Origin of the sequence: Brevundimonas sp. SGAir0440 (assembly GCF_005484585.1) — a bacterium.
In the GTDB taxonomy this organism is placed as follows: domain Bacteria; phylum Pseudomonadota; class Alphaproteobacteria; order Caulobacterales; family Caulobacteraceae; genus Brevundimonas.
In genome coordinates this window covers 2,808,160-2,826,013 of record NZ_CP039435.1, presented here as the reverse complement: position 1 = coordinate 2,826,013, position 17,854 = coordinate 2,808,160, and the positions used below count along the sequence as shown (strand labels likewise).

Annotated in this window: 25 protein-coding genes, 1 other RNA gene and 1 pseudogene; 10 read left to right on the top strand and 17 right to left on the bottom strand. The window is 66.7% G+C overall.

The features are described from left to right. Window positions 1-59: 59 nt before the first annotated feature. The 5 genes from E7T10_RS13875 to E7T10_RS13855 all read left to right on the top strand — a co-directional run bounded on the left by E7T10_RS13875 (window position 60) and on the right by E7T10_RS13855 (window position 2,312). Window positions 60-308, top strand: coding sequence for a hypothetical protein (locus tag E7T10_RS13875; RefSeq protein ID WP_045809849.1), 249 nt, complete (start codon window positions 60-62; stop codon window positions 306-308). Then, window positions 308-631 carry a cell division protein ZapA gene (locus E7T10_RS13870; RefSeq protein ID WP_137722256.1) on the top strand — a complete coding sequence of 108 codons (324 nt, stop codon included), beginning with the start codon at window positions 308-310 and terminating at the stop codon, window positions 629-631. The genes E7T10_RS13875 and E7T10_RS13870 overlap by 1 nt, the downstream gene beginning before the upstream one ends. A 63-nt stretch (window positions 632-694) precedes the next feature. Continuing rightward, a non-coding RNA gene (ssrS, locus tag E7T10_RS13865) (6S RNA) lies at window positions 695-855 on the top strand. Between the two features lie 76 nt (window positions 856-931). Then, window positions 932-1,480, top strand: a complete 549-nt coding sequence (locus E7T10_RS13860) for a 5-formyltetrahydrofolate cyclo-ligase (RefSeq protein ID WP_137722255.1) — start codon at window positions 932-934, stop codon at window positions 1,478-1,480. A 10-nt stretch (window positions 1,481-1,490) separates the two neighbouring features. Continuing rightward, window positions 1,491-2,312, top strand: a complete 822-nt coding sequence (locus E7T10_RS13855; RefSeq protein WP_137722254.1) for a TIGR00282 family metallophosphoesterase — start codon at window positions 1,491-1,493, stop codon at window positions 2,310-2,312. Here the strand turns inward: E7T10_RS13855 and E7T10_RS13850 are convergent. The 4 genes from E7T10_RS13850 to purL all read right to left on the bottom strand — a co-directional run bounded on the left by E7T10_RS13850 (window position 2,291) and on the right by purL (window position 7,554). Continuing rightward, on the bottom strand, window positions 2,291-3,382 hold the full coding sequence (locus tag E7T10_RS13850) for a glycosyltransferase family 4 protein (RefSeq protein WP_246846040.1): 1,092 nt from the start codon (window positions 3,380-3,382) through the stop codon (window positions 2,291-2,293). The two genes, E7T10_RS13855 and E7T10_RS13850, sit on opposite strands and share 22 nt — an antisense overlap. A 72-nt stretch (window positions 3,383-3,454) precedes the next feature. Then, entirely contained in the window at window positions 3,455-4,840 is a 1,386-nt protein-coding gene (locus tag E7T10_RS13845; protein ID WP_137722253.1) for a cytochrome P450, read from the bottom strand. Window positions 4,841-4,888: 48 nt separating this feature from the next. Further along, window positions 4,889-5,329 (bottom strand): DUF305 domain-containing protein, encoded by a 441-nt coding sequence (locus E7T10_RS13840; RefSeq protein WP_168189952.1) that lies wholly within the window; start codon window positions 5,327-5,329, stop codon window positions 4,889-4,891. Then, complete coding sequence (gene purL, locus E7T10_RS13835) at window positions 5,326-7,554, bottom strand: phosphoribosylformylglycinamidine synthase subunit PurL (RefSeq protein WP_137722251.1); 2,229 nt, start codon at window positions 7,552-7,554, stop codon at window positions 5,326-5,328. The genes E7T10_RS13840 and purL overlap by 4 nt, the downstream gene beginning before the upstream one ends. Window positions 7,555-7,664: 110 nt before the next feature. Here purL and E7T10_RS15800 point away from each other — a divergent pair, with 110 nt between their 5' ends. Further along, window positions 7,665-7,805 (top strand): hypothetical protein, encoded by a 141-nt coding sequence (locus tag E7T10_RS15800; protein ID WP_168189951.1) that lies wholly within the window; start codon window positions 7,665-7,667, stop codon window positions 7,803-7,805. Further along, window positions 7,802-8,047, top strand: a complete 246-nt coding sequence (locus E7T10_RS13830) for a Tat pathway signal protein (protein WP_137722250.1) — start codon at window positions 7,802-7,804, stop codon at window positions 8,045-8,047. Before E7T10_RS15800 ends, E7T10_RS13830 begins: the two co-directional genes overlap by 4 nt. 3 nt (window positions 8,048-8,050) lie before the next feature. Here the strand turns inward: E7T10_RS13830 and E7T10_RS13825 are convergent, their stop codons facing one another. Continuing rightward, window positions 8,051-8,848 carry a hypothetical protein gene (locus tag E7T10_RS13825; protein WP_137722249.1) on the bottom strand — a complete coding sequence of 266 codons (798 nt, stop codon included), beginning with the start codon at window positions 8,846-8,848 and terminating at the stop codon, window positions 8,051-8,053. 75 nt (window positions 8,849-8,923) lie between these two features. Between E7T10_RS13825 and E7T10_RS13820 the strand changes: the two genes are divergently transcribed. Then, window positions 8,924-9,343: a hypothetical protein gene (locus E7T10_RS13820; protein ID WP_210416112.1), complete on the top strand. Its 420-nt coding sequence runs from the start codon at window positions 8,924-8,926 to the stop codon at window positions 9,341-9,343. Window positions 9,344-9,399: 56 nt separating this feature from the next. Continuing rightward, entirely contained in the window at window positions 9,400-9,567 is a 168-nt protein-coding gene (locus E7T10_RS15795) for a hypothetical protein (protein WP_168189950.1), read from the top strand. 3 nt (window positions 9,568-9,570) lie between these two features. Here the strand turns inward: E7T10_RS15795 and E7T10_RS13815 are convergent, their stop codons facing one another. The 9 genes and pseudogenes from E7T10_RS13815 to purC form a co-directional block, all read right to left on the bottom strand. Further along, window positions 9,571-10,224 (bottom strand): MalM family protein, encoded by a 654-nt coding sequence (locus tag E7T10_RS13815; RefSeq protein WP_168189949.1) that lies wholly within the window; start codon window positions 10,222-10,224, stop codon window positions 9,571-9,573. Window positions 10,225-10,231: 7 nt separating this feature from the next. Further along, window positions 10,232-10,942: a hypothetical protein gene (locus E7T10_RS13810; protein WP_137722247.1), complete on the bottom strand. Its 711-nt coding sequence runs from the start codon at window positions 10,940-10,942 to the stop codon at window positions 10,232-10,234. A gap of 103 nt (window positions 10,943-11,045) precedes the next feature. Then, window positions 11,046-11,708 carry a phosphoribosylformylglycinamidine synthase subunit PurQ gene (gene purQ / locus E7T10_RS13805; protein ID WP_137722246.1) on the bottom strand — a complete coding sequence of 221 codons (663 nt, stop codon included), beginning with the start codon at window positions 11,706-11,708 and terminating at the stop codon, window positions 11,046-11,048. 33 nt (window positions 11,709-11,741) lie between these two features. Beyond that, a complete protein-coding gene (locus E7T10_RS13800; protein WP_137722245.1) occupies window positions 11,742-12,944 on the bottom strand; it encodes an MFS transporter in 1,203 nt (400 codons plus the stop codon). Window positions 12,945-13,004: 60 nt separating this feature from the next. Next, entirely contained in the window at window positions 13,005-13,484 is a 480-nt protein-coding gene (locus E7T10_RS13795) for a YbhB/YbcL family Raf kinase inhibitor-like protein (RefSeq protein ID WP_137722244.1), read from the bottom strand. Between the two features lie 55 nt (window positions 13,485-13,539). Beyond that, window positions 13,540-13,746, bottom strand: coding sequence for a hypothetical protein (locus tag E7T10_RS16150; protein WP_246846039.1), 207 nt, complete (start codon window positions 13,744-13,746; stop codon window positions 13,540-13,542). Between the two features lie 18 nt (window positions 13,747-13,764). Continuing rightward, window positions 13,765-13,848: pseudogene (locus tag E7T10_RS16145) on the bottom strand (hypothetical protein); the annotation flags it as partial. 179 nt (window positions 13,849-14,027) lie between these two features. Further along, window positions 14,028-14,279, bottom strand: coding sequence for a phosphoribosylformylglycinamidine synthase subunit PurS (purS, locus tag E7T10_RS13785; protein ID WP_137722243.1), 252 nt, complete (start codon window positions 14,277-14,279; stop codon window positions 14,028-14,030). Continuing rightward, complete coding sequence (purC, locus tag E7T10_RS13780) at window positions 14,279-15,037, bottom strand: phosphoribosylaminoimidazolesuccinocarboxamide synthase (RefSeq protein ID WP_039244425.1); 759 nt, start codon at window positions 15,035-15,037, stop codon at window positions 14,279-14,281. Before purC ends, purS begins: the two co-directional genes overlap by 1 nt. Before the next feature lie 289 nt (window positions 15,038-15,326). Between purC and E7T10_RS13775 the strand changes: the two genes are divergently transcribed. Then, complete coding sequence (locus E7T10_RS13775; RefSeq protein ID WP_205682776.1) at window positions 15,327-15,650, top strand: DUF1476 domain-containing protein; 324 nt, start codon at window positions 15,327-15,329, stop codon at window positions 15,648-15,650. 185 nt (window positions 15,651-15,835) lie between these two features. Here the strand turns inward: E7T10_RS13775 and E7T10_RS13770 are convergent, their stop codons facing one another. The 3 genes from E7T10_RS13770 to E7T10_RS13760 form a co-directional block, all read right to left on the bottom strand. After that, on the bottom strand, window positions 15,836-16,468 hold the full coding sequence (locus tag E7T10_RS13770) for a fasciclin domain-containing protein (protein WP_137722241.1): 633 nt from the start codon (window positions 16,466-16,468) through the stop codon (window positions 15,836-15,838). Between the two features lie 148 nt (window positions 16,469-16,616). Then, window positions 16,617-17,126 carry a DNA-deoxyinosine glycosylase gene (locus tag E7T10_RS13765; protein WP_210416110.1) on the bottom strand — a complete coding sequence of 170 codons (510 nt, stop codon included), beginning with the start codon at window positions 17,124-17,126 and terminating at the stop codon, window positions 16,617-16,619. Continuing rightward, window positions 17,123-17,854, bottom strand: coding sequence for a 2OG-Fe(II) oxygenase family protein (locus E7T10_RS13760; RefSeq protein ID WP_137722240.1), 732 nt, complete (start codon window positions 17,852-17,854; stop codon window positions 17,123-17,125). Before E7T10_RS13760 ends, E7T10_RS13765 begins: the two co-directional genes overlap by 4 nt.

Below are 17,854 nucleotides of genomic sequence, written 5' to 3'. Positions count from 1 at the left end.
GCGCGCCCCTTTACCCCGGCGCGTCCTCGGCTTCTATACGGAATCTAAAGGAGCGACCGATGGCAGACGCCACCACGGCCGCACGGGCGCGTATCGACCGCGCCCTGGCCGAACTGGAACGCAAGATTCTGGAGCTGAAGGCGCGGCCCGCCTCGGCGCCCGCGATCGCGGACGACGATCTGTTCGCACCGCGCGCCACAGATCAGCGCGTGGCCGAACTGGAGGCCGCCGGGCGCGAGGCGTCCGAGGCGCTGGGCCGCGCCGCCCAGGCCGTGCGCGAAGTCCTGGCCGAAAGCGAGGCGGGCTGATGGCGACGGTGACGGTCGAGGTCAATGGACGCCCCTATGCGGTGGGCTGCGCCGACGGGCAGGAAGAGCGGGTCCGCATCCTGGCCAAACAGTTCGACAACCAGGTGCGCCAGGTCGCAGGCGACGTGGGCCATGTCGGCGATCTGAGGCTGTTTCTGATGTCGGCGCTGATCCTGGCCGACGAACTGCATGAGGCGAGGCTGAACGCCGGCAAGGCGGGACCTTCGTCAGCGGCCGCCCCAGCGGCGGCTTCGACGGACGGGGTCGCCGAGGCGTTGAACGCCGTCGCCGCGCGGATCGAAAAGATCGCCCAAAACCTCTAGTCGATTATTCGTCTGCGGATGCTGGCGTCGGGGCCGGCGAAGGCCTATCTTGATTGACGGCGGGTCATGCTGCGGCTCACGTCGAAGACAACATATCCTTCTGACCTTAATTCACTCTACGGGATCTGTCCCTGTCCGGGCTCGAGGGCTTGGGCATACGGAGCCCACCTGGCTACCCAGGTCGAGAGGATTTAAACGTTCTTCACGGTTCGCGCGGCGCCGCCACCCTCTCCCTGTGATGTGCTATCGCTCGCCGCGCGGCGGCTCGCTGCATCAGCACGCGTTCGTAGGGGCGGTTCGATGATCCAGGACAAGCACGAACTTCGATCGGCCGCCCGCGCCTTGCGCAAGCGTCTGGCCCAGGCCGATCCGCTGGCCGCCAGCCGGGCGGCGGACCATGCCGATGCGCTTCCCACCGCCCAGGTCGTCGCGCTCTATCGCGCCATGGGGTCGGAGCTGGACACCGACGCCCTGGCCGCGGCGCTGGAAGCGGCAGGCCGGCGGCTGTGCCTGCCGGTCGTGGTCCAGCGCGACGCGCCGATGGCGTTCCGCGCCTGGTCGCCCGGCGAGCCGCTGGAACTGGACGCCGCCGGATGCCCCGCGCCGCTGCCGTTGGCCGAGGTCGTCCTGCCGGACCTGATCCTGACGCCGCTGCTGGCCTTTGACGATCAGGGCGGACGCCTGGGGCAGGGCGGCGGCTATTATGACCGGACCTTCGCCGCGCGACCCGACGCCATCCGCATCGGTTTCGCCTATGCCGGCCAAAGGGTCGAACCGCTGGCGTTGGAGCCTCACGACATTCGACTGCATGGCGTTCTGACCGAGACCGGCTATACGGCTTTCGAATGAGACTTTTCGTATGAGACTGGCATTTTTCGGCGACGTCATCGGCAAGTCCGGTCGTGACGGCATCAGCGATCATCTTCCGGGCCTGAAGCGGGACCTGAAGCTCGACTTCGTGGTCGTGAATGCGGAGAACGCCGCTGGCGGATTCGGCATCACCGAGAACACGGCGGGCGAGCTGTTCATGGCGGGCGCCGACTGCCTGACGCTGGGCAACCACAGCTGGGACCAGCGTGAGGCCCTGACCTATATCGTGCGCGAGCCGCGCCTGATCCGGCCGGCCAACTATCCGCGCCTGATGGATGCGCCGGGCGCCGGGGCCAATCTGTTCGAGACCCATTCGGGGCGCACCGTCCTGGTCATGAATGTGCTAGGCCGGGTGCACATGGACCCGATGGACGATCCGTTCGGGGCGGTGGAGCGCGAACTGGCCGCAGCGCCGCTGGGCGCGGTGGCGGACGCCGTGATCGTGGACATGCACGCCGAGGTCACGTCCGAGAAGATGGCCATGGGCCATTTCTGCGACGGGCGCGCCAGCTTGGTCGTCGGGACCCACACCCATGTGCCCACCGCCGACTGCCAGATCCTGCCGGGCGGCACGGCCTATCAGACCGATGCCGGGGGTTGCTGCGACTACGACAGTGTGATCGGCAACGAAAAGGAAGAGCCGCTTCGCCGCTTCACCACCCGGATTTCCGGCGGCCGCTACATGCCGGCCTCCGGCCCGGCGACGGTATGCGGGGTCTTCGTCGAGACGGACGACCGGACGGGTCTGGCCGTGCGGGTCGAGCCGATCCGGGTCGGCGGGCGGTTGTCTCAGACGATCCCGGTCGTCTGACGCGCCCGGCGACGGTCGATCACGGTCTGACGGACGGCCTTCAGCTCGGCCGCGCGGCGCTCGGGCGTATGGTTCGCCAGCACATAGGCCTGGGCGGATCGCGCCAGAGCCAGCCGCTCCTCGGGCGACGAGATCAGCCGATCCATCGCCGCCGCCAATGTCTTCGGCGTCACCGCATCGACATAGAGGGCGTGCGGCCCGCTGGCTTCGCGCAGGCCGCCGCGGCCGGACGAGATCAGGGCTGCGCCTGCCGCGTGGGCCTCGATCGCCGTCAGGCCGAACGGCTCGTCCCAGACGGACGGCGTCAGGGCGATGGCCGCCGTCTGCATTCGTCGCCGCACTTCGCCCAAGGGCGCGGACTTCAGCACCTCCACCCGGTCGCCATACCTCGCCAACGGCGCGACATGCCGGGCCGCCCAGCGCTCGTGGTCGTCCCAGTCGTTCAGCATCAGCACGGCGCGCCAGTCGGGGTGGGCTTCCAGAACCGCGGGCAGGGCGATGCACAGCACATCGACGCCCTTCTCCGGCATGGCGCGCCCGGCGAAGGCGATGACCGGCTGTCGATCCTCGGGCGACGCCAGCCAGGCGCCGGCGTCGATGGGGTTGGGCACGGCGAACGCCCGGTCGTGCAGATCGGGAAAGGTGCGCACGAAGGCGTCCCGCTCCGCCACGCTGACGAAGACCAGGCCGTCCAGCCGCTCATAGCGCGCCCGATAACGCCAGCGGTCGATGGGGTGGCGGGGCAGGCGCAGGGCGTTGTGGCGATAGAGCAGGTGGGACGTGTCGGGCAGGGCCTGCTGCACCGCCAGCGCCTGTTTCACCTGTTGATGATGTTCGATCACATCGGGCCGAAAGGCGCGCATCCGCTCGATCAGGGTGCGCATGCGGGTGCGCCCCGCCGGCAGGGCGTCCACGGCCGTCGACACGCCGTCGTCCGCGCCCTGACAACAGAAGATGCGAGTCTCGCCGTCCTGATCGACGCCCGCCATCGTCCGCACCACCGTCTCCATAGAGTTCGGCTGGGCTTCGGAGAACAGGCATCCCGGAGGGAGCAGGACGGCGGTGCGCAAAGGTCGCCTCCAGTGGAAAGGTCGGCGCGACCTAAAGACGGTTCGTGGCGGAACAGCGACGGCGCCGCTCGGTCAGCCCTTGCGCCGCGCCCGCAGCCGCAATCGCATGGGGTCGCGGCTGCGCAAGGTGATCTGGTGGACCGGGCGGGGTTCGACCGTGGTCAGGGCTTCGACATCGGCGACGCGAAGGATGGCGGCGAGCGCGATCATCGCCTCCTGCAGGGCGAAGGCGGCGCCGATGCAGACGCGGGGTCCGGCGCTGAAGGGGATGTAGGCGTAGCGATCGATGGCCTTGCGGTTCTCGGGCAGGAAGCGCTCGGGCCGGAAGGCGTCGGGATCGTCCCACAGCAGCTTGTGACGTTGCAAAATCCAGGGCGAGATGATGACGGTGGCGCCGGCCTTGATCGTCTGTCCGCCGATCTCGTCGTCGGCCAGGGCCTTGCGGGCCATGGTCGGAGCGGGCGGAAACAGGCGCATCGTCTCCTCCAGCGCGGCGCGGGTCCAGGGCAGGGCCTCGGCCCATTTGGTATCGGAGGCGTCGAAGGCGTCCGCCTCGGCCTGGAGCCGGGCCAGATACTCGGGCTGGCGCGACAGGAGATGCAGGGTCCAGCCCAGGGCGCGGGCCGTGGTCTCGTGTCCCGCCAGGATGAAGGTCAGGATGTTGGCCGCGACCTCTTCGTCGGTCAGGCCGGGACCGCCGTTCTCATCCTTCGCCAACAGAAGCGCGCTGAGCAGGTCGTCGGGCGGCGCGTCGCCGCTCTCCATCCGGGCGCGGCGGGCCTCGACCAGCCGGGTCACGCGCTGTTCGAAGAAGCGGGCGGAGCGGAAACTGGCCAGGCGACCCAGGCGCGGAGCCCAGTCCGGCGCGCCCAGCACGTCCAGCGGATCGATGCGCGCGCCATTGGCCAGGAACTGGTTCAACGCCCGCTCGAACCCGCGAGCCTCGCCGCCCAGCTCGTCCGAGAACATGGTCGCCGACAGAATGTCGAAGGTGAGGCCCGACATCTCGCTGTCGATATCCAGCACCCGCCCGCGCGCCGACAGCGACCAGGCGGCCACGCGCGCATGACAGACTTCGGCCATCCGGGCGTTCAGGGTCGCCATCTTGGCGGGGGTGAACAGCGGCGCGAGGATACGCCGAGCGCGACGCCAGACCTCGCCCTCGGTCAGCAGCAGGCCCTCAGCCAGCATCGGCCCCAGCACACGACGTTGCAGATCGCCTTTCACATAGTTGGCGGCGTTCTCGGTCAGGACATGACGCACCCCCTCGGGATGGCTGACCACCAGGATTTCGCCAAAGGCCGAGGACCCATGCAGTTGCGGCTCGGTGAAATGCCGCTCGGACCACATCTGGATCGGATCGCGCCAGCTGATCCACAGGAAGGGCAGCAGCGACAGCGGCTTGCCCGCGCGCCGGGGCGGTATCGCAGGGCGGAAGGGTGTCGTTCCGTCGGCCATGCGCAACAGTTAAGCGCTGTGTGCAGCCTTCGAAAGACCTTTAGCGCACTATTGCGCGGTCGGCGCCCAGGCCTTCATCTCGGCGATCTCGCGCGTCTGGGTGTCGACGACGCTCTGGGCCATGCGGCGGATTTCGGGGTCGCGGCTGTCGCGCAGGGCGACCTTGGCCATGGCGACAGCGCCTTCGTGGTGGGCGATCATCTTGGCGACATAGGCCTGCTCGATCGTCTGACCCGAGGCGGCGGCCATCTTCCGGAGCATCTCGGCCTCGGAGGCGGCGAAGGCCCGATCTCCAGGGGTGACGCCGGGCGTAGGGCCGCCCATGGCGTGACCGGCATGACCGGCGGCCTGCATCTGTTCGGTCGTGCGCGCCGCCGCGGCCTGATGGGCGGCCGAGGTGTCGCGCAGCGCCTGCTCCACCGGATCGCCGCCGCCGTCGCAGGCGCTCAGCAAGCCCAGCAGCGCGAGCGGCGCCAAAACGCGGATCATGCGGCGTCGCCCAGCCAACCCGGCATCCAGCCTTCGTGCCATTCGCGCAGGTGGGCGAGGGGGATGCTGAACAGTTCGCCCTTTTCTCCCTTGGAGGCGAAGGCGGTTCCGCCCGCATGACCGACGACCGAAGCGTGCAGACCCGCCTCGCGCGCCTTGGCGATGATGGCGTCGGCGTCCGGCACGGCGACCAGGTAGCGGGCCTGGTCCTCGCCGAACAGGAAGATGTGGGCGTGGGCCGCGCTGGAGGCGTCCAGGGTGACCCCGACGTCGGAGGCCAGCGCCAGATCGGCGGCGGCGCCGATCAGGCCGCCGTCCGAGAGGTCGTGAACCACCGTCAGCTCGCCCGCCTCGATCAAGTCGCGCACGAAGTCGCCGGTCTTCTTTTCGAGCTTCAGATCGACGGGCGGCGGGGCGCCGTCCTCGCGGCCCAGGACCTCGCGCAAATAGATGGACGCGCCCAGTTCGCCCTGGGTCTCGCCGATCAGAACCAGCGCATCGCCCTCGGCCATGGTCGAGAAGCCGGTCACGACGTCGTAGTTGGGCAGCAGACCAACGGCGCCGACGGTCGGGGTCGGCGGAATGGCGACGCCGTTGGTCTCGTTATACAGCGACACGTTTCCGCTCACGACCGGGAAGACCAGTTCGCGGCAGGCCTCGGCCATGCCGTCGATGGCGCGCACGATCTGGCCCATGATCTCCGGGCGCTGCGGGTTGCCGAAGTTCAGATTGTCGGTGATGGCGATGGGGCGCGAACCCACGGCGGTCAGGTTGCGCCAGGCCTCGGCCACCGCCTGCTTGCCGCCCTCATAGGGGTCGTTCTGGACATAGCGGGGGGTGCAGTCCGAGGTGACGGCCAGACCCTTGTCCGTGCCATGCACACGCACCACGCCGGCGTCGGCGCCGGTCGAGGAGTCCTGCAGCGTGTCGGCCATGACGTGGCGGTCGTATTGTTCCCAAATCCACCGCTTGGAGGCCATGTCGGGGCAGGCGACGACCTTCATCACCGCATCGGCCCAATTTTCGGGCGCGGGAATGTCGGCGTGATTCAGCTTGGGCTGAAGCTCCGGCTGAACCCACGGGCGGTCGTACAAGGGCGCGTCGTCGAACAGCGGCGCCAAGGGCACGTCGCAGACGGTTTCGCCGTGATGCTTCAGCACCAGATGGCCGGTGTCGGTGGTCTTGCCGATGATGGCGAAGTCCAGGCCCCACTTCTGGAAGATGCGATAGCCGACATCTTCATAGCCGGGCTTCAGCACCGCCAGCATCCGCTCCTGGCTTTCCGACAGCATCATCTCATAGGCCGTCATGCCGGTTTCGCGCTGCGGCACCTTATCGAGGTTCAGTTCGATGCCGACGCCGCCCTTGCCCGCCATTTCGACGGAGGAGGAGGTCAAGCCCGCCGCGCCCATGTCCTGAATGGCGGCGACGGCGCCCGAGGCCATCAGCTCCAGCGTCGCCTCGATCAGCAGCTTTTCGGCGAAGGGGTCCCCGACCTGAACCGTGGGGCGCTTGGCCTCCGACTCGTCGTCGAATTCGGTCGAGGACATGGTGGCGCCGTGGATGCCGTCGCGGCCGGTCTTGGAGCCGAAATAGACGACGTCATGGCCTGCTTCCGGCGCGGCCGAATAATAGATTTCGTCGGCGCGGGCCAGGCCCACGCACATGGCGTTGACCAGGATGTTGCCGTTGTAACCCTTGTGGAAGTTGGTCTCGCCGGCGACCGTCGGCACGCCGACGCAGTTGCCATAGCCGCCGATGCCGGAGACCACGCCCTTGACCAGGCGCTTGGTCTTCTCATGGCTGGGATCGCCGAAACGCAGGGCGTTCAGCAGGGCCACCGGGCGCGCGCCCATGGTGAAGACGTCGCGCATGATGCCGCCCACGCCCGTCGCCGCACCCTGATAGGGCTCGATGTAGGAGGGGTGGTTGTGGCTCTCCATCTTGAAGATGCAGGCGTCGCCGTCGTCGATGTCGATCACCCCGGCGTTCTCGCCCGGCCCGCAGATGACGCGCTCTCCGGTCGTGGGGAACTTGCCCAGGTGGATCTTTGAGGACTTGTAGGAGCAGTGCTCGGACCACATGACCGAAAAGACGCCCAGCTCGACATGGTTGGGCTCGCGCCCCAGCCGGTCGAGAACGACCTGATATTCATTAGGGGCCAGGCCGTATTCGGCGGCCAGTTCGGCCATCGACTTCTGGGGGGTCTTTTCAGGAGCGCTCATGGGCGGCGCTTCTAGCCGCAGATGGGCCGAATGTCAGCCCGCGCGGCGCAACATCGGGGAACATCGTCCATCGCATGTGGTTGATTGCCCCGACAGCCAAAGGAGCCGCCATGACCGACACGCCCATTGACCCCGCCGCCACCCCCGAGGACGACGATCTGCCCGAGATCGCCGCCGACGACGCCGGCACCTCCGCCCTGGCTGAACGGGCTCAGAAACAGGCCGATGACGCCGAGGAGGGCGAGGCGTGAGCAAACCGCACACCGACCGCATCGTCCCGGCCTCGGGCCAGCAGATGGATCGTTCCAACGATCCTGAAACGACCGCAGAGATGGACGCCGCAGCGCCTGAAGCGGCTCTGACCAGCCGTCGTCAGGGGCTGACCGGCTCGGCCGTCGGGGTCGGCAGCGTCGGCTTCGACGAAACCGGCGCCTTCGACGTGGGCGCCGATGACCACGCGCCTCAGGACGACGCAGTCACCGACAAGCCTTGAGGCTTAGCGAGCCCGTTCGACGCCGGGTCTCAGGCGGAAGGTTAGCAGCAGGCCGCCGATCAGCAGGACGATCGCGCCGGCCAAGGCCGTGAAGGCGACGGCCGGCTTGTCCGCCTGTTCGGCGACGAAGGCGCCCAGAAGACCCCAGGCGGTCGGCAGCGGATAGGCGAGGGTGCGCAGCACGGCGGTCACCGCCAGGGCGACGAGCGTGACGGCGACAATGGCGACGATGGCCCACAGGTCAGGCGACAGGGCGGCGGGCAGGGCGTTGAACGCGGTCGCCGTCGTGATCAGGTTCAACGGCGCAGCCACCGTCAGCCAGCCGGCCAGGGCCGCCAGAGGCCAGACCAGCAGGATGCGTTCGCGATCGAACATCCGCAGCGCGCGGATATGGCCTGATACGGCCAGCATCGGCAGCAACAGCGCGATCAGCGAGGCGAAGATCACGCCCACGCTGGCGGCCTTCAGGTTCAGGGCCGCGACAATGATCCAGAACCCGATGCCGAAGAAGGCGACGGCGGACGGCAGGCCCATTCGGCCCAGCAGCGGACTTTCACCCGTCTGAGGCAGGGCCTGACGGATCGCATAGGCCAGAATGCCGATATAGATCAGGCCCCAGATCGAGAAGGCGTAGCCCGCAACGCGCAGGGTGCTGTTGCCGTCGGCGGCGAACTCGGCCTGGTTCAGACCCAGGCCCGCCAGGTTCTGAACCAGGGGCACGATGATGGCGAAGAGTGCGGCGGCCAAAACGACCAGGCGACGAGTGCGTTGGCGGGGCGTGGGACGGATTATGGAGGACATTCGATTTCCAGTGCGACGCTTGTTCCCGCCTTTACGCCTCGCCACGCCAGAAGGTTCACCGCGAGCGCCAGAAAAGTGAAGCTTGCATTGGCCGCCGGCGGCTTCATCCTGCCCGGCATGACGCTCAAAGCCTCCCTGCCGGCTCTGTTGATCGCGATCGTCGTGGCAGCGGGCCAGGCGTCCGCCCAGACGAGCGGAGCGCCTCTGCCGACCTCAATCCAGACCGCCTGGTCACGCGTTCGCGCGGCCCTGACGCCCCAGCAGCAGGCCAATGAGGTGCGGGGTTTCCTGTCGGCGCTCGCCAACGAGAACCGGCGGCCGACGATCCCGGCGCTGGATGCGCGCGATATCGCCTCGGGCCGCGCCGTGTCGCTCGATGATCCCGCGCTGTTGCAGCGCCCTCAGGCGCATGAGGTCACGGTGACGGTGGACGGTCAGTTCTTAATCTTCCGTCCGCTATCCCGCGCCAGCCTGGAGCCGTTTTTCGGTCGTTAGGAACAATCGGCCCGACCGCATGGTTGTCAGATGCAATCCACACTTAGGAGCCCATCATGGCCGATACCGACAACACCCAGCCCTCGCTCGAAGACGAAGTCGCCGCCAACCGCGCTATCGAACAAGGCCTCGGCGTCGGCGCCCGCGAACTGGCCGCCCAGCGCGATCCGGGCGGCGTGGTCACGCCGGACGAAGCGCCGGATGCGGATGAAGAGACCGCCTGATCGTCAGGGCTTGGCTGCGGCGTTCTCTTCCTTGGTGTCGGCGTCGTTCACCGTCACCTGCGCCAGCCCGTCGTAGGAAAAGACCCGTGACTGCGTGCTGTCGACCCCGCCTACGAAGGTCGCGGTTCCGTAACCGGTGTACGCCGTTGTCGCGCTGGTTCCGATGATGATGGAGTCATATCGCTGGCCCACACGTGACGGATCGCTTGACACCATCACGAAGCGCTCATTGGCGCGTGGTCTGAACAAGATCGAATAGTTCATGCCGCGATACATGAACTCATCGGGCTTGAAGCGGCGGGTTTCGCGACCCTCGGCGTCGAGGATCTTCACGGCCGGCGACAGAACGCGCAAAGGCTCCAGATAAGCCCCTACCGTGAGGGTCTTGTCCTCGCTGTCGGCCGGAATGGCGAACAGAGCATAGGTCGAGGACACGCCGTCAATGGCCGCGCAGAGCGCAGTATGGTCGACGGGCGCCGAGACATAGTGGACAGCCTGTTCCTTGGGAGGAGTCAGGCTGACCGCCTTGGTCAGGTCCACTGCCGTGCAGTCTGTGCGGTCGAACGTCAGCGTGGCGGGCGCGGGCGGGGCCACAGTCACGCAACCGGCCAAGCCCACGACGCCCGCGGCGATAACGGATGCGAAGACGAAACGCATGACGAGCCTAGCGCAGCAGCTGGGCGGCGGTGTCGGCGACCTGATACAGGGCGTCCTGGATGCCCGCCGCCGTGCGCACCGGGTCTTCCAGCAAGGCCTCGCGGTTCTTGAACTCATAGGCAGGGTTCGGCGACAGGGTGATGACGCCAGAGCCCTCGGTGTTCATCATGTTGTAGACGATGCGGTTGTCCATCAGGATCTTGGTCGGATCATTGGCGGCCACCAGGCGAACCTTGGCCCCAACGGACGGCCGGAAGGGTTGGAAAGCGCCGGCCGAGAGATAGCCGTAGTGGGTGACGACGACGTCGATATAGGCGTCCACCGGCCCCTCCGGCGTCGGATAGCTGACCAGGAAATCGCGTTTCCCGCGCGGCGCGTCCGTCTTCTGAACCTTGACCTGATAGCCCTGCGAGCCGAGTCTTTCGGCCAGCCGCGTCTCGAAAAGAGTTTCGCCATCGAAGGACGCCGTCTGCAGCGTGCGATTCAACGCGGCCCGGCGCTCGGCCTGGATGCCGGCGTCGACCAGCGCGCCGATCAGGCCGAAGTTCGAACCCATGGACGCGACTTCGTAGGCGATCGCCTGGTCTTCCGCCGAATCGTCCAGGACGGTGATAGTGCGCACGTTCGAGGCCGCGCGCTCATACGGCGTCGCGACGTAAGGCGTGGCGCATGCGGTGACGAGCATCGCGGATGCGACGACGACGAACTTCTTGATCATTTTGAATTCCCCCAATGCCGGTTGGATGGCGCGGCGCGGGGAGGTTGTCAACGTGGGCGAGCAATGATCGTCCCCTGGCGCTCAGACGCGAAGCGGGGCTGCGTCAAGCGGCCGCATAGATGCTCTGGAACAGGGTCGCGCCGTCGGCGGAGCCCAGTTCGGTTTCGAAGGCGCGGTCCGGGTGGGGCATCATGCCCAAGACGTTCCCGCGCGCGTTCTGGATGCCGGCGATGTCGTTGACCGAGCCGTTGGGGTTGTCGACATAGCGGAAGACCACCTGACCTTCGCCCTCGATCCGTGCCAGGGTTTCGGCGTCGGCGAAGAAGTTTCCGTCGCCGTTGCCCTGGGTCATCGTCACTTCGCGCTGGCCCTGATAGCCTGCGGTGAAGCGGCTCTGACCGTTGGCCACGGTCAGGGCGACGGGCTTGCAGACGTATTTTAGACCCTTGTTGCGCAGCAGGGCGCCGGGCAGCATTCCGGCCTCGCACAGGATCTGGAAGCCGTTGCAGATGCCGACCACGGCGACGCCGTCGTCCGCGGCCTTCTTGACCGCCTGCATCACCGGCGACTGGGCCGCCATGGCGCCGCAGCGCAGATAGTCGCCGTAGGAGAAGCCGCCGGGGATGACGATCAGGTCCAGGCCCTGGGGCAGTTCGGTCTCGGCGTGCCACACCATGGAGACCGGCTCGCCGGTGGAGCGTTCGACGGCGACCTTGCAGTCGCGATCACAGTTGGAACCGGGGAAGACGATGACGGCTGCGCTCATGGCGCGGGCCTTTAGCAGGGTTCTTTCGCCTTGTCAGGCCGTCGTGCGCGCCCGACCGGTCAGCCAGGCGATCATGAATATGACGAAGCCGCCCAGCGAAAGGCCCATGCCGACCCAGCCGGTCGAGGCCCAGCCGTAGCCGGCCGCGATCGCCATCCCGCCTAGCAGCGGGCCGATGGCGTTGGCCGTGTTGAACGCCGAGTGATTCAGCGCCGCCGCCAGGGTCTGGGCATCGCCGGCGACGTCCATCAGCCGCGTCTGCAGGATCGAACCCAGGCCGCCTCCGCCGCCGATCAGGAAGACCACGACCATCACGGCCCATAGGTGAGACGCCGCCAGCGGATAGAGGGCCAACGCCGCCGCGCTCCACAGCAACAGGCCGCCGGCCGCCTTGAACCCCAGATGATCCGCCGCCCAGGCGCCCAGGATATTGCCCAGGAACATGCCGACGCCGAATACGGCGAAGACCCAGGGCAGGACAGCGGGGCTGGCGCCCGTCACCGCCTCAAGCGTCGAGGCCAGATAGGCGTAGACCGCGAACATGCCGCCAAAACCGATGGCGCCGACACCCAGCGTCAGCCAGACCTGGCTGCGCTTCAGGGCGCCCAGTTCGCGCCAAGGGCTGGCGTCGGGATGGGCCGGATCACGCGGCGCGAACAGGGCCACCAGCGCCATGGTCAGAACCGCCAGCATGCCGACGATGGCGAAGGTCCAGCGCCAGCCGTGGGCGTGGCTGATGATGTTGACGACGGGCACCCCCAGAACGGTCCCCACCGTCAGCCCCATCAGGATGGCCGAAACCGCCCGGGTGCGGAAATGCAACGGCACGATCGAGGCCGCGACCAGGGCCGCCACGCCGAAATAGGCCCCGTGCGGCAGGCCGCTGAGGAAGCGGAAGACCAGCATCCAGTGATAGGTTGGAGCCAGGGCGCTGGCCACATTGCCGATGGCGAACAGGGCCATGAAGGCGATCAGCAGCAGCCAGCGTGGGTAGCGTGCGCCTAGCACCGCCAGGATCGGCGCGCCGACCACGACGCCGGCGGCATAGGCGCTGATGACATGCCCGCCGGTCGGTGCATCGACGCCGAGCCCGGCGGCGAAGTCCGGCAGGATGCTCATGGCCGCGAACTCGGTCACGCCGATCGCGAACCCGCCCATGGCCAAGGCGATCAGCACGAGGGCCACCGCCCCGCGCGAGCGGACGGGAAGGGGAGTGTCGAGGGCGGCGTCGGTCATGTTGCGCTGCAAACTAATCAGCGTTCATGACGCCACAAGGGCGACGCCGCCCGGCATCGATCACGCTTTGTTTTCGTAGGTCGCCGTAATCGACGCCTTGGCCAGGGTGTGGAAATGCAGGTTGAAGCCGAACACGGCGCCGGAGTTGTCGGCCGTCACGTCCAGGCTCTCAACGTCCACGGCGAAGACGGTGAAGATGTAGCGGTGCGGGCCGTGACCGGGAGGCGGTGCGGCGCCGCCGAAGCCGGGTTGACCATAGTCGGTGCGGCCCTGGATGGCGCTGTGGGGCAGATGCCCGCCTGGCGAGCCGGCGCCGGCCGGCAGCTCGGTCACATCCGCGGGAATATTGGCCACCGTCCAATGCCAGAAGCCCGAGCCGGTCGGCGCATCGGGATCATAGCAAGTGATCGCATAGCTCTTGGTCCCTTCCGGCGCGCCGGACCAGGAGAGCTGCGGCGAAGTGTTGCCCTTGGCATGAACCTGGGCGTCCGGCAGCACGCCGCCGTCGTGAATATCGGTGGAGGTAAGGGTAAAGGTCATGAGAGCTTCCTTTGCGACGAAGCCAGAACGCACGCCCTGACCAATAGGCTCCGCTTCATCCAAAGGCCGGGTCATAGCGGACGGCGCCGCAGCCTTCGACGGGACCGAAAGCCAGCGCCATGAAATATCCCGCTGGAGCGCCTTCGTAGACGAGACGCTCGTCGGTCCTAAAGCCGAAGCGGCCATAGTAGTCTGGGTCGCCGAATACGACACACCCCGCCGCATCGGCGGCGCGCAGACGGCCCAGGCCTGCGTCGATCAAAGCCTTACCGACGCCGCGAGCTTGTGACCTTGGCGACACCGCGATGGGGCCGAGGCCGTACCAATCGCCCGCGCCATCCCAGGTCACGCGTGAGAAGGCGATGTGGCCGACAAGGATCGTCCACCTCCGCCACCAATGACAGCGAAAGCCGTCCGGTTGTTCGCAACCGTTCGACGATGTCGGATTCTGAGCCGTCGCTGTGGGGATGCCCTTCGAACGCCTGGTCGATCACGGCGCGGATCGCCGCGGCGTCCGAAGCCGCTTCGGGCCTGACAATCACCTCACACAGCCTCGATGCGGTAGCTTTCGATCACCGTATTGGCGAGCAGCTGCTCGCACATCTTCTTGGCTTCGCCTTGCGGGTCCTCGGCGCCGGCGAGGTCGAACTCGATCAGCTTGCCGACGCGGGCGTTGGAGACGCCCGACCAACCAAGTCCCTGCAGCGCGCCTTCCACGGCCTTGCCCTGAACGTCCAGGACGCCCGGCTTGAGGAAGACGTGAACCTTGACCTTGCTTGAAGCGGTTGGGGCCATCAGTGCAGTCCTCCCTGGATGACTGTCGGCATGCCCTTCATGATGCCCAGGCGACGCGCGACTTCGGTATAGCTTTCAATCACATTGCCCAGGTCGCGGCGGAAGCGGTCCTTGTCCAGCTTCTCACCGGTCGAGGCGTCCCACAAGCGGCAGCTGTCGGGGCTGATCTCGTCGGCCAGAAGCACGCGGCTGAAGTCGTTTTCCCACACCCGGCCGAACTCGATCTTGAAGTCCACCAGGGTGATGCCGACGGCGCTGAACAAGCCGGAAAGATAGTCGTTCACCCGCACCGTCATCGCCAGCATGTCGTCCAGCTCCTGGGTCGAGGCCCAGTTAAAGGCGGTGATGTGCTCTTCGGTGACCATCGGGTCGTTGAGTTCATCCTTCTTGTAGTAGAATTCGATGATCGAGCGGGGCAGCGGCGTGCCTTCCTCGATGCCCAGGCGCTGGCTCATCGAGCCGGCGACGATGTTGCGGCACACGACTTCCAGCGGAATGATCTCGACTTCGCGGATCAGCTGTTCGCGCAGGTTCAGCCGCTTGATGAAGTGGTTGGTCACGCCGATGCCGTTCAGGCGCGACATGATGAACTCGCTGATCTGGTTGTTCACCACGCCCTTGCCTTCGAGAACGGCCTTCTTCTGTGCGTTGAAGGCGGTGGCGTCGTCCTTGAAGTACTGGATCAGAGTGCCGGGCTCGGGTCCTTCGTACAGGATCTTGGCCTTGCCTTCGTAGATCTTCTTGCGCTTGCTGTTCATGGTCCGGTCCCGGCTTACGGGCGCCCTCCAGAAACAAAAATCGCGCGGCCATGTGTGGAGGGGGAAGACCCGGTCCTGGCGGCGCGTTTCGGAATCGTTCGGGCAGTCAATCTCGTTCGGGGTCTCCTTAGCCGAAGGCGGCCCTCGATACAAATGAGGATGGCCGGCGGCGCATTCATTGGGGACAGGATGTCCATGCGACGGAAGTCAGGTTGCGTTCGCGGGCGGTCGGTCTATAGACGGCGCTTGCCCCGACGTTACCGGGGTGGACGGAGCTTTGCTGAGCGAAATGACGACCTTCGACGATCGGGAAAAGGCCTTCGAAGCCAAATTCGCCCTCGATCAGGAGCAGGAGTTCAAGGCCATCGCCCGGCGCAACCGGATGCTGGGCCTTTGGGCTGCGGAAAAGATGGGCCTGTCGAGCGAAAGCGCGGACCAGTACGCCGCCGCCGTGGTGCGCGCCGATTTCGAACAGCCGGGAGACGAGGACGTGTTCCGCAAGGTCGCCGGCGACTTCAAGGCCTCGGGCCTGTCGGTGTCGGAGGGCGAGATTCGCTCCAAGATCGACGAGCTGGCCTCAATAGCCCGCGAGCAGATCCGCGCCGGCGAGTAATCGCTTCGGTCTTCGGACTGATCTGAGAATTCGAAAGGGCCGCACCCGGGGGAAAGTGCGGCCCTTTCTTCTTGCCGGGGACGTTGGGGGGATGTCTCACCCGGCGTACTGTGCGTCTCGCGCCCCTGAAGAACACCAGGGCCGAGATTTGGTTTCAGGCGTCGCCGCCTGAAACCAAATATTTTTTACGGCATCAGAACCGTGTCGACGATGTGGACGACGCCGTTCGATTGGCCCACGTCGGCTTGCGTGATCGTGGACTTGCCGCCCTTGGCGTCGGTGATGACCCAGGTATTGTTCGGGCCGGCCGAAACCTTCAGTTCTTCACCTTGAACCGTCTTCAGCGTGGCGGTGCCGCCGTTGGCCTCGGCCTGGGCGGCGATATCGGCGGCCGTCAGGCGACCGGCGACCACATGGTAGGTCAGAATCTTGGTCAGATCAGCCTTCATCGCCGGCTGCATCAGGCTGGTGCGCGTCGCCTCGGGGATCTTGTCGAAGGCGGCGTTGTCAGGGGCGAAGACCGTGAACGGACCCGCGCCTTGCAGGGTGTCGACCAGGCCGGCGGCCTTCACGGCGGCGACCAGGGTCGTCAGGTTGGAGGCCTTGGAGGCGTTGGCGACGATCGTCTCGTTCGGGCTCATGGCCGCGCCGCCCACCATCGGGTCGGTCGCGGGGGCCATGGCGGCGCCGTCGGCCGGGGCCATGGCAGTCGATTCCGCCGGCGTCGTGGCGGCCGGCTCGTTGTTGCCGCAGGCGCCGAGCGCCATCAGCGCGCCGCCGGACACGGCGACGAGCATAAGATTGCGAAGTTTGGTCATGTGTTTCGTTCCCTTTGGGCCGCTCTCAAGGCGGTAACGGGAACGTTACGCGCGACACCGCACAATGGATGCATGCCGCGCGACAAGACATCGCAGCTTCACCATTCAGTTTTCGCGCGCACTTCTAAGCTGCTTTGCAGCAAGAGACCTATCGTTCGATCAGATCAGTCAACGAATTCCAGATGTTCGCCTTGCCTGCCAGTGGAATCGCATGAGCCGGGCTGGATGAAGGCAGGTCGATAAGGCCAACCCCTGCGACGTCGCCGATAATGCGCCGTCCCAGCTTGGCCGCCAGCTTTCCGTTGAAGGCGACCGCCCTCAGCCGCGGCAAGCCGCCGATCAGTCCGCGCAGATCGGCGGCCTCCGGCGAGCGGATCGCCGCATCCAGACTGCCCGACCGTTCCGCCGACGCAATCACATCCCACAGCCCCACGCCGCGCGCCTTCAATCGATCCAGCCGCTGCTCATAGGGTTGTGTCGCCAGGTCTTCACCCAGCACCCCGCTGATCAGCGGCCAGAAGGCGTTGCGCGGATGGGCGTAGTACTGCGCCGCCTTCAACGAGGCGTCGCCAGGCAAACTGCCCAGGATCAGCAGCCGGGTTTCCGTATCGACGACGGGTGCGAACCCCAGCCTGCGATCGCCGGTATGGTCCGTCACTTGACCGGCGGGTCGTCGCGCAGCCAGCCGGTGATCGAGCGGCGCTTGCCGCCGGCGTAGGCGGCGACTGGTGCGACAGAATGCTGGCGGGGCGTTTTGAACACCGTCCAGACGTTGAAACCCGGCTTGAAGCCGCGCTCGATATCGCCGTTGGCGTCGTGAAACAGCAACTGGCCGCCCCAGTCCGGCCGCCAATCGCGAGACAGGCCCAAAGTATAGGCCGCCCGTCGTTCGCCGACGCCCGTGTCGTCGTGCTGGGTCAGGAAGTCGCCGGATCGGAACCAGGTGGCTTGCGCGTCGATTTTGGTCACGCTCGCTTCGCCGGTCACGGCCTTGGCGAATGTGGTGAAGGGCGTGTCGTTGAAGAACTGCACAAGGGCGTGCGTCGCATGGCCTTCGTCCTTGCCCGTCAGCAAGGTCGTGATGATCGGATAAGCCAGATAGATGAAAGAGAAGCCGTCGCGACCCTCCGCCAGCGCGCGCTGCATCTGTGCCCCGATCGCATCGCGGCCCATGACCTGCATCTCTTGCGGCGACAGCAGCTTACCGCCTTCCGGCGTCTTCAAGGACAGATGCCAAGACGTGTCGTGTTCGAGCGCGAGCTCAAGCCATTCGGCGCTTGCGGCGTCCAACAGATCGGGAACCTGCACCATGCCGTCGCGCGCATAGGCCGCCGCATAATCGCGGGGATCGAGCCGGGGATTGAGCCGGATCGTGCGCTCGCTCAT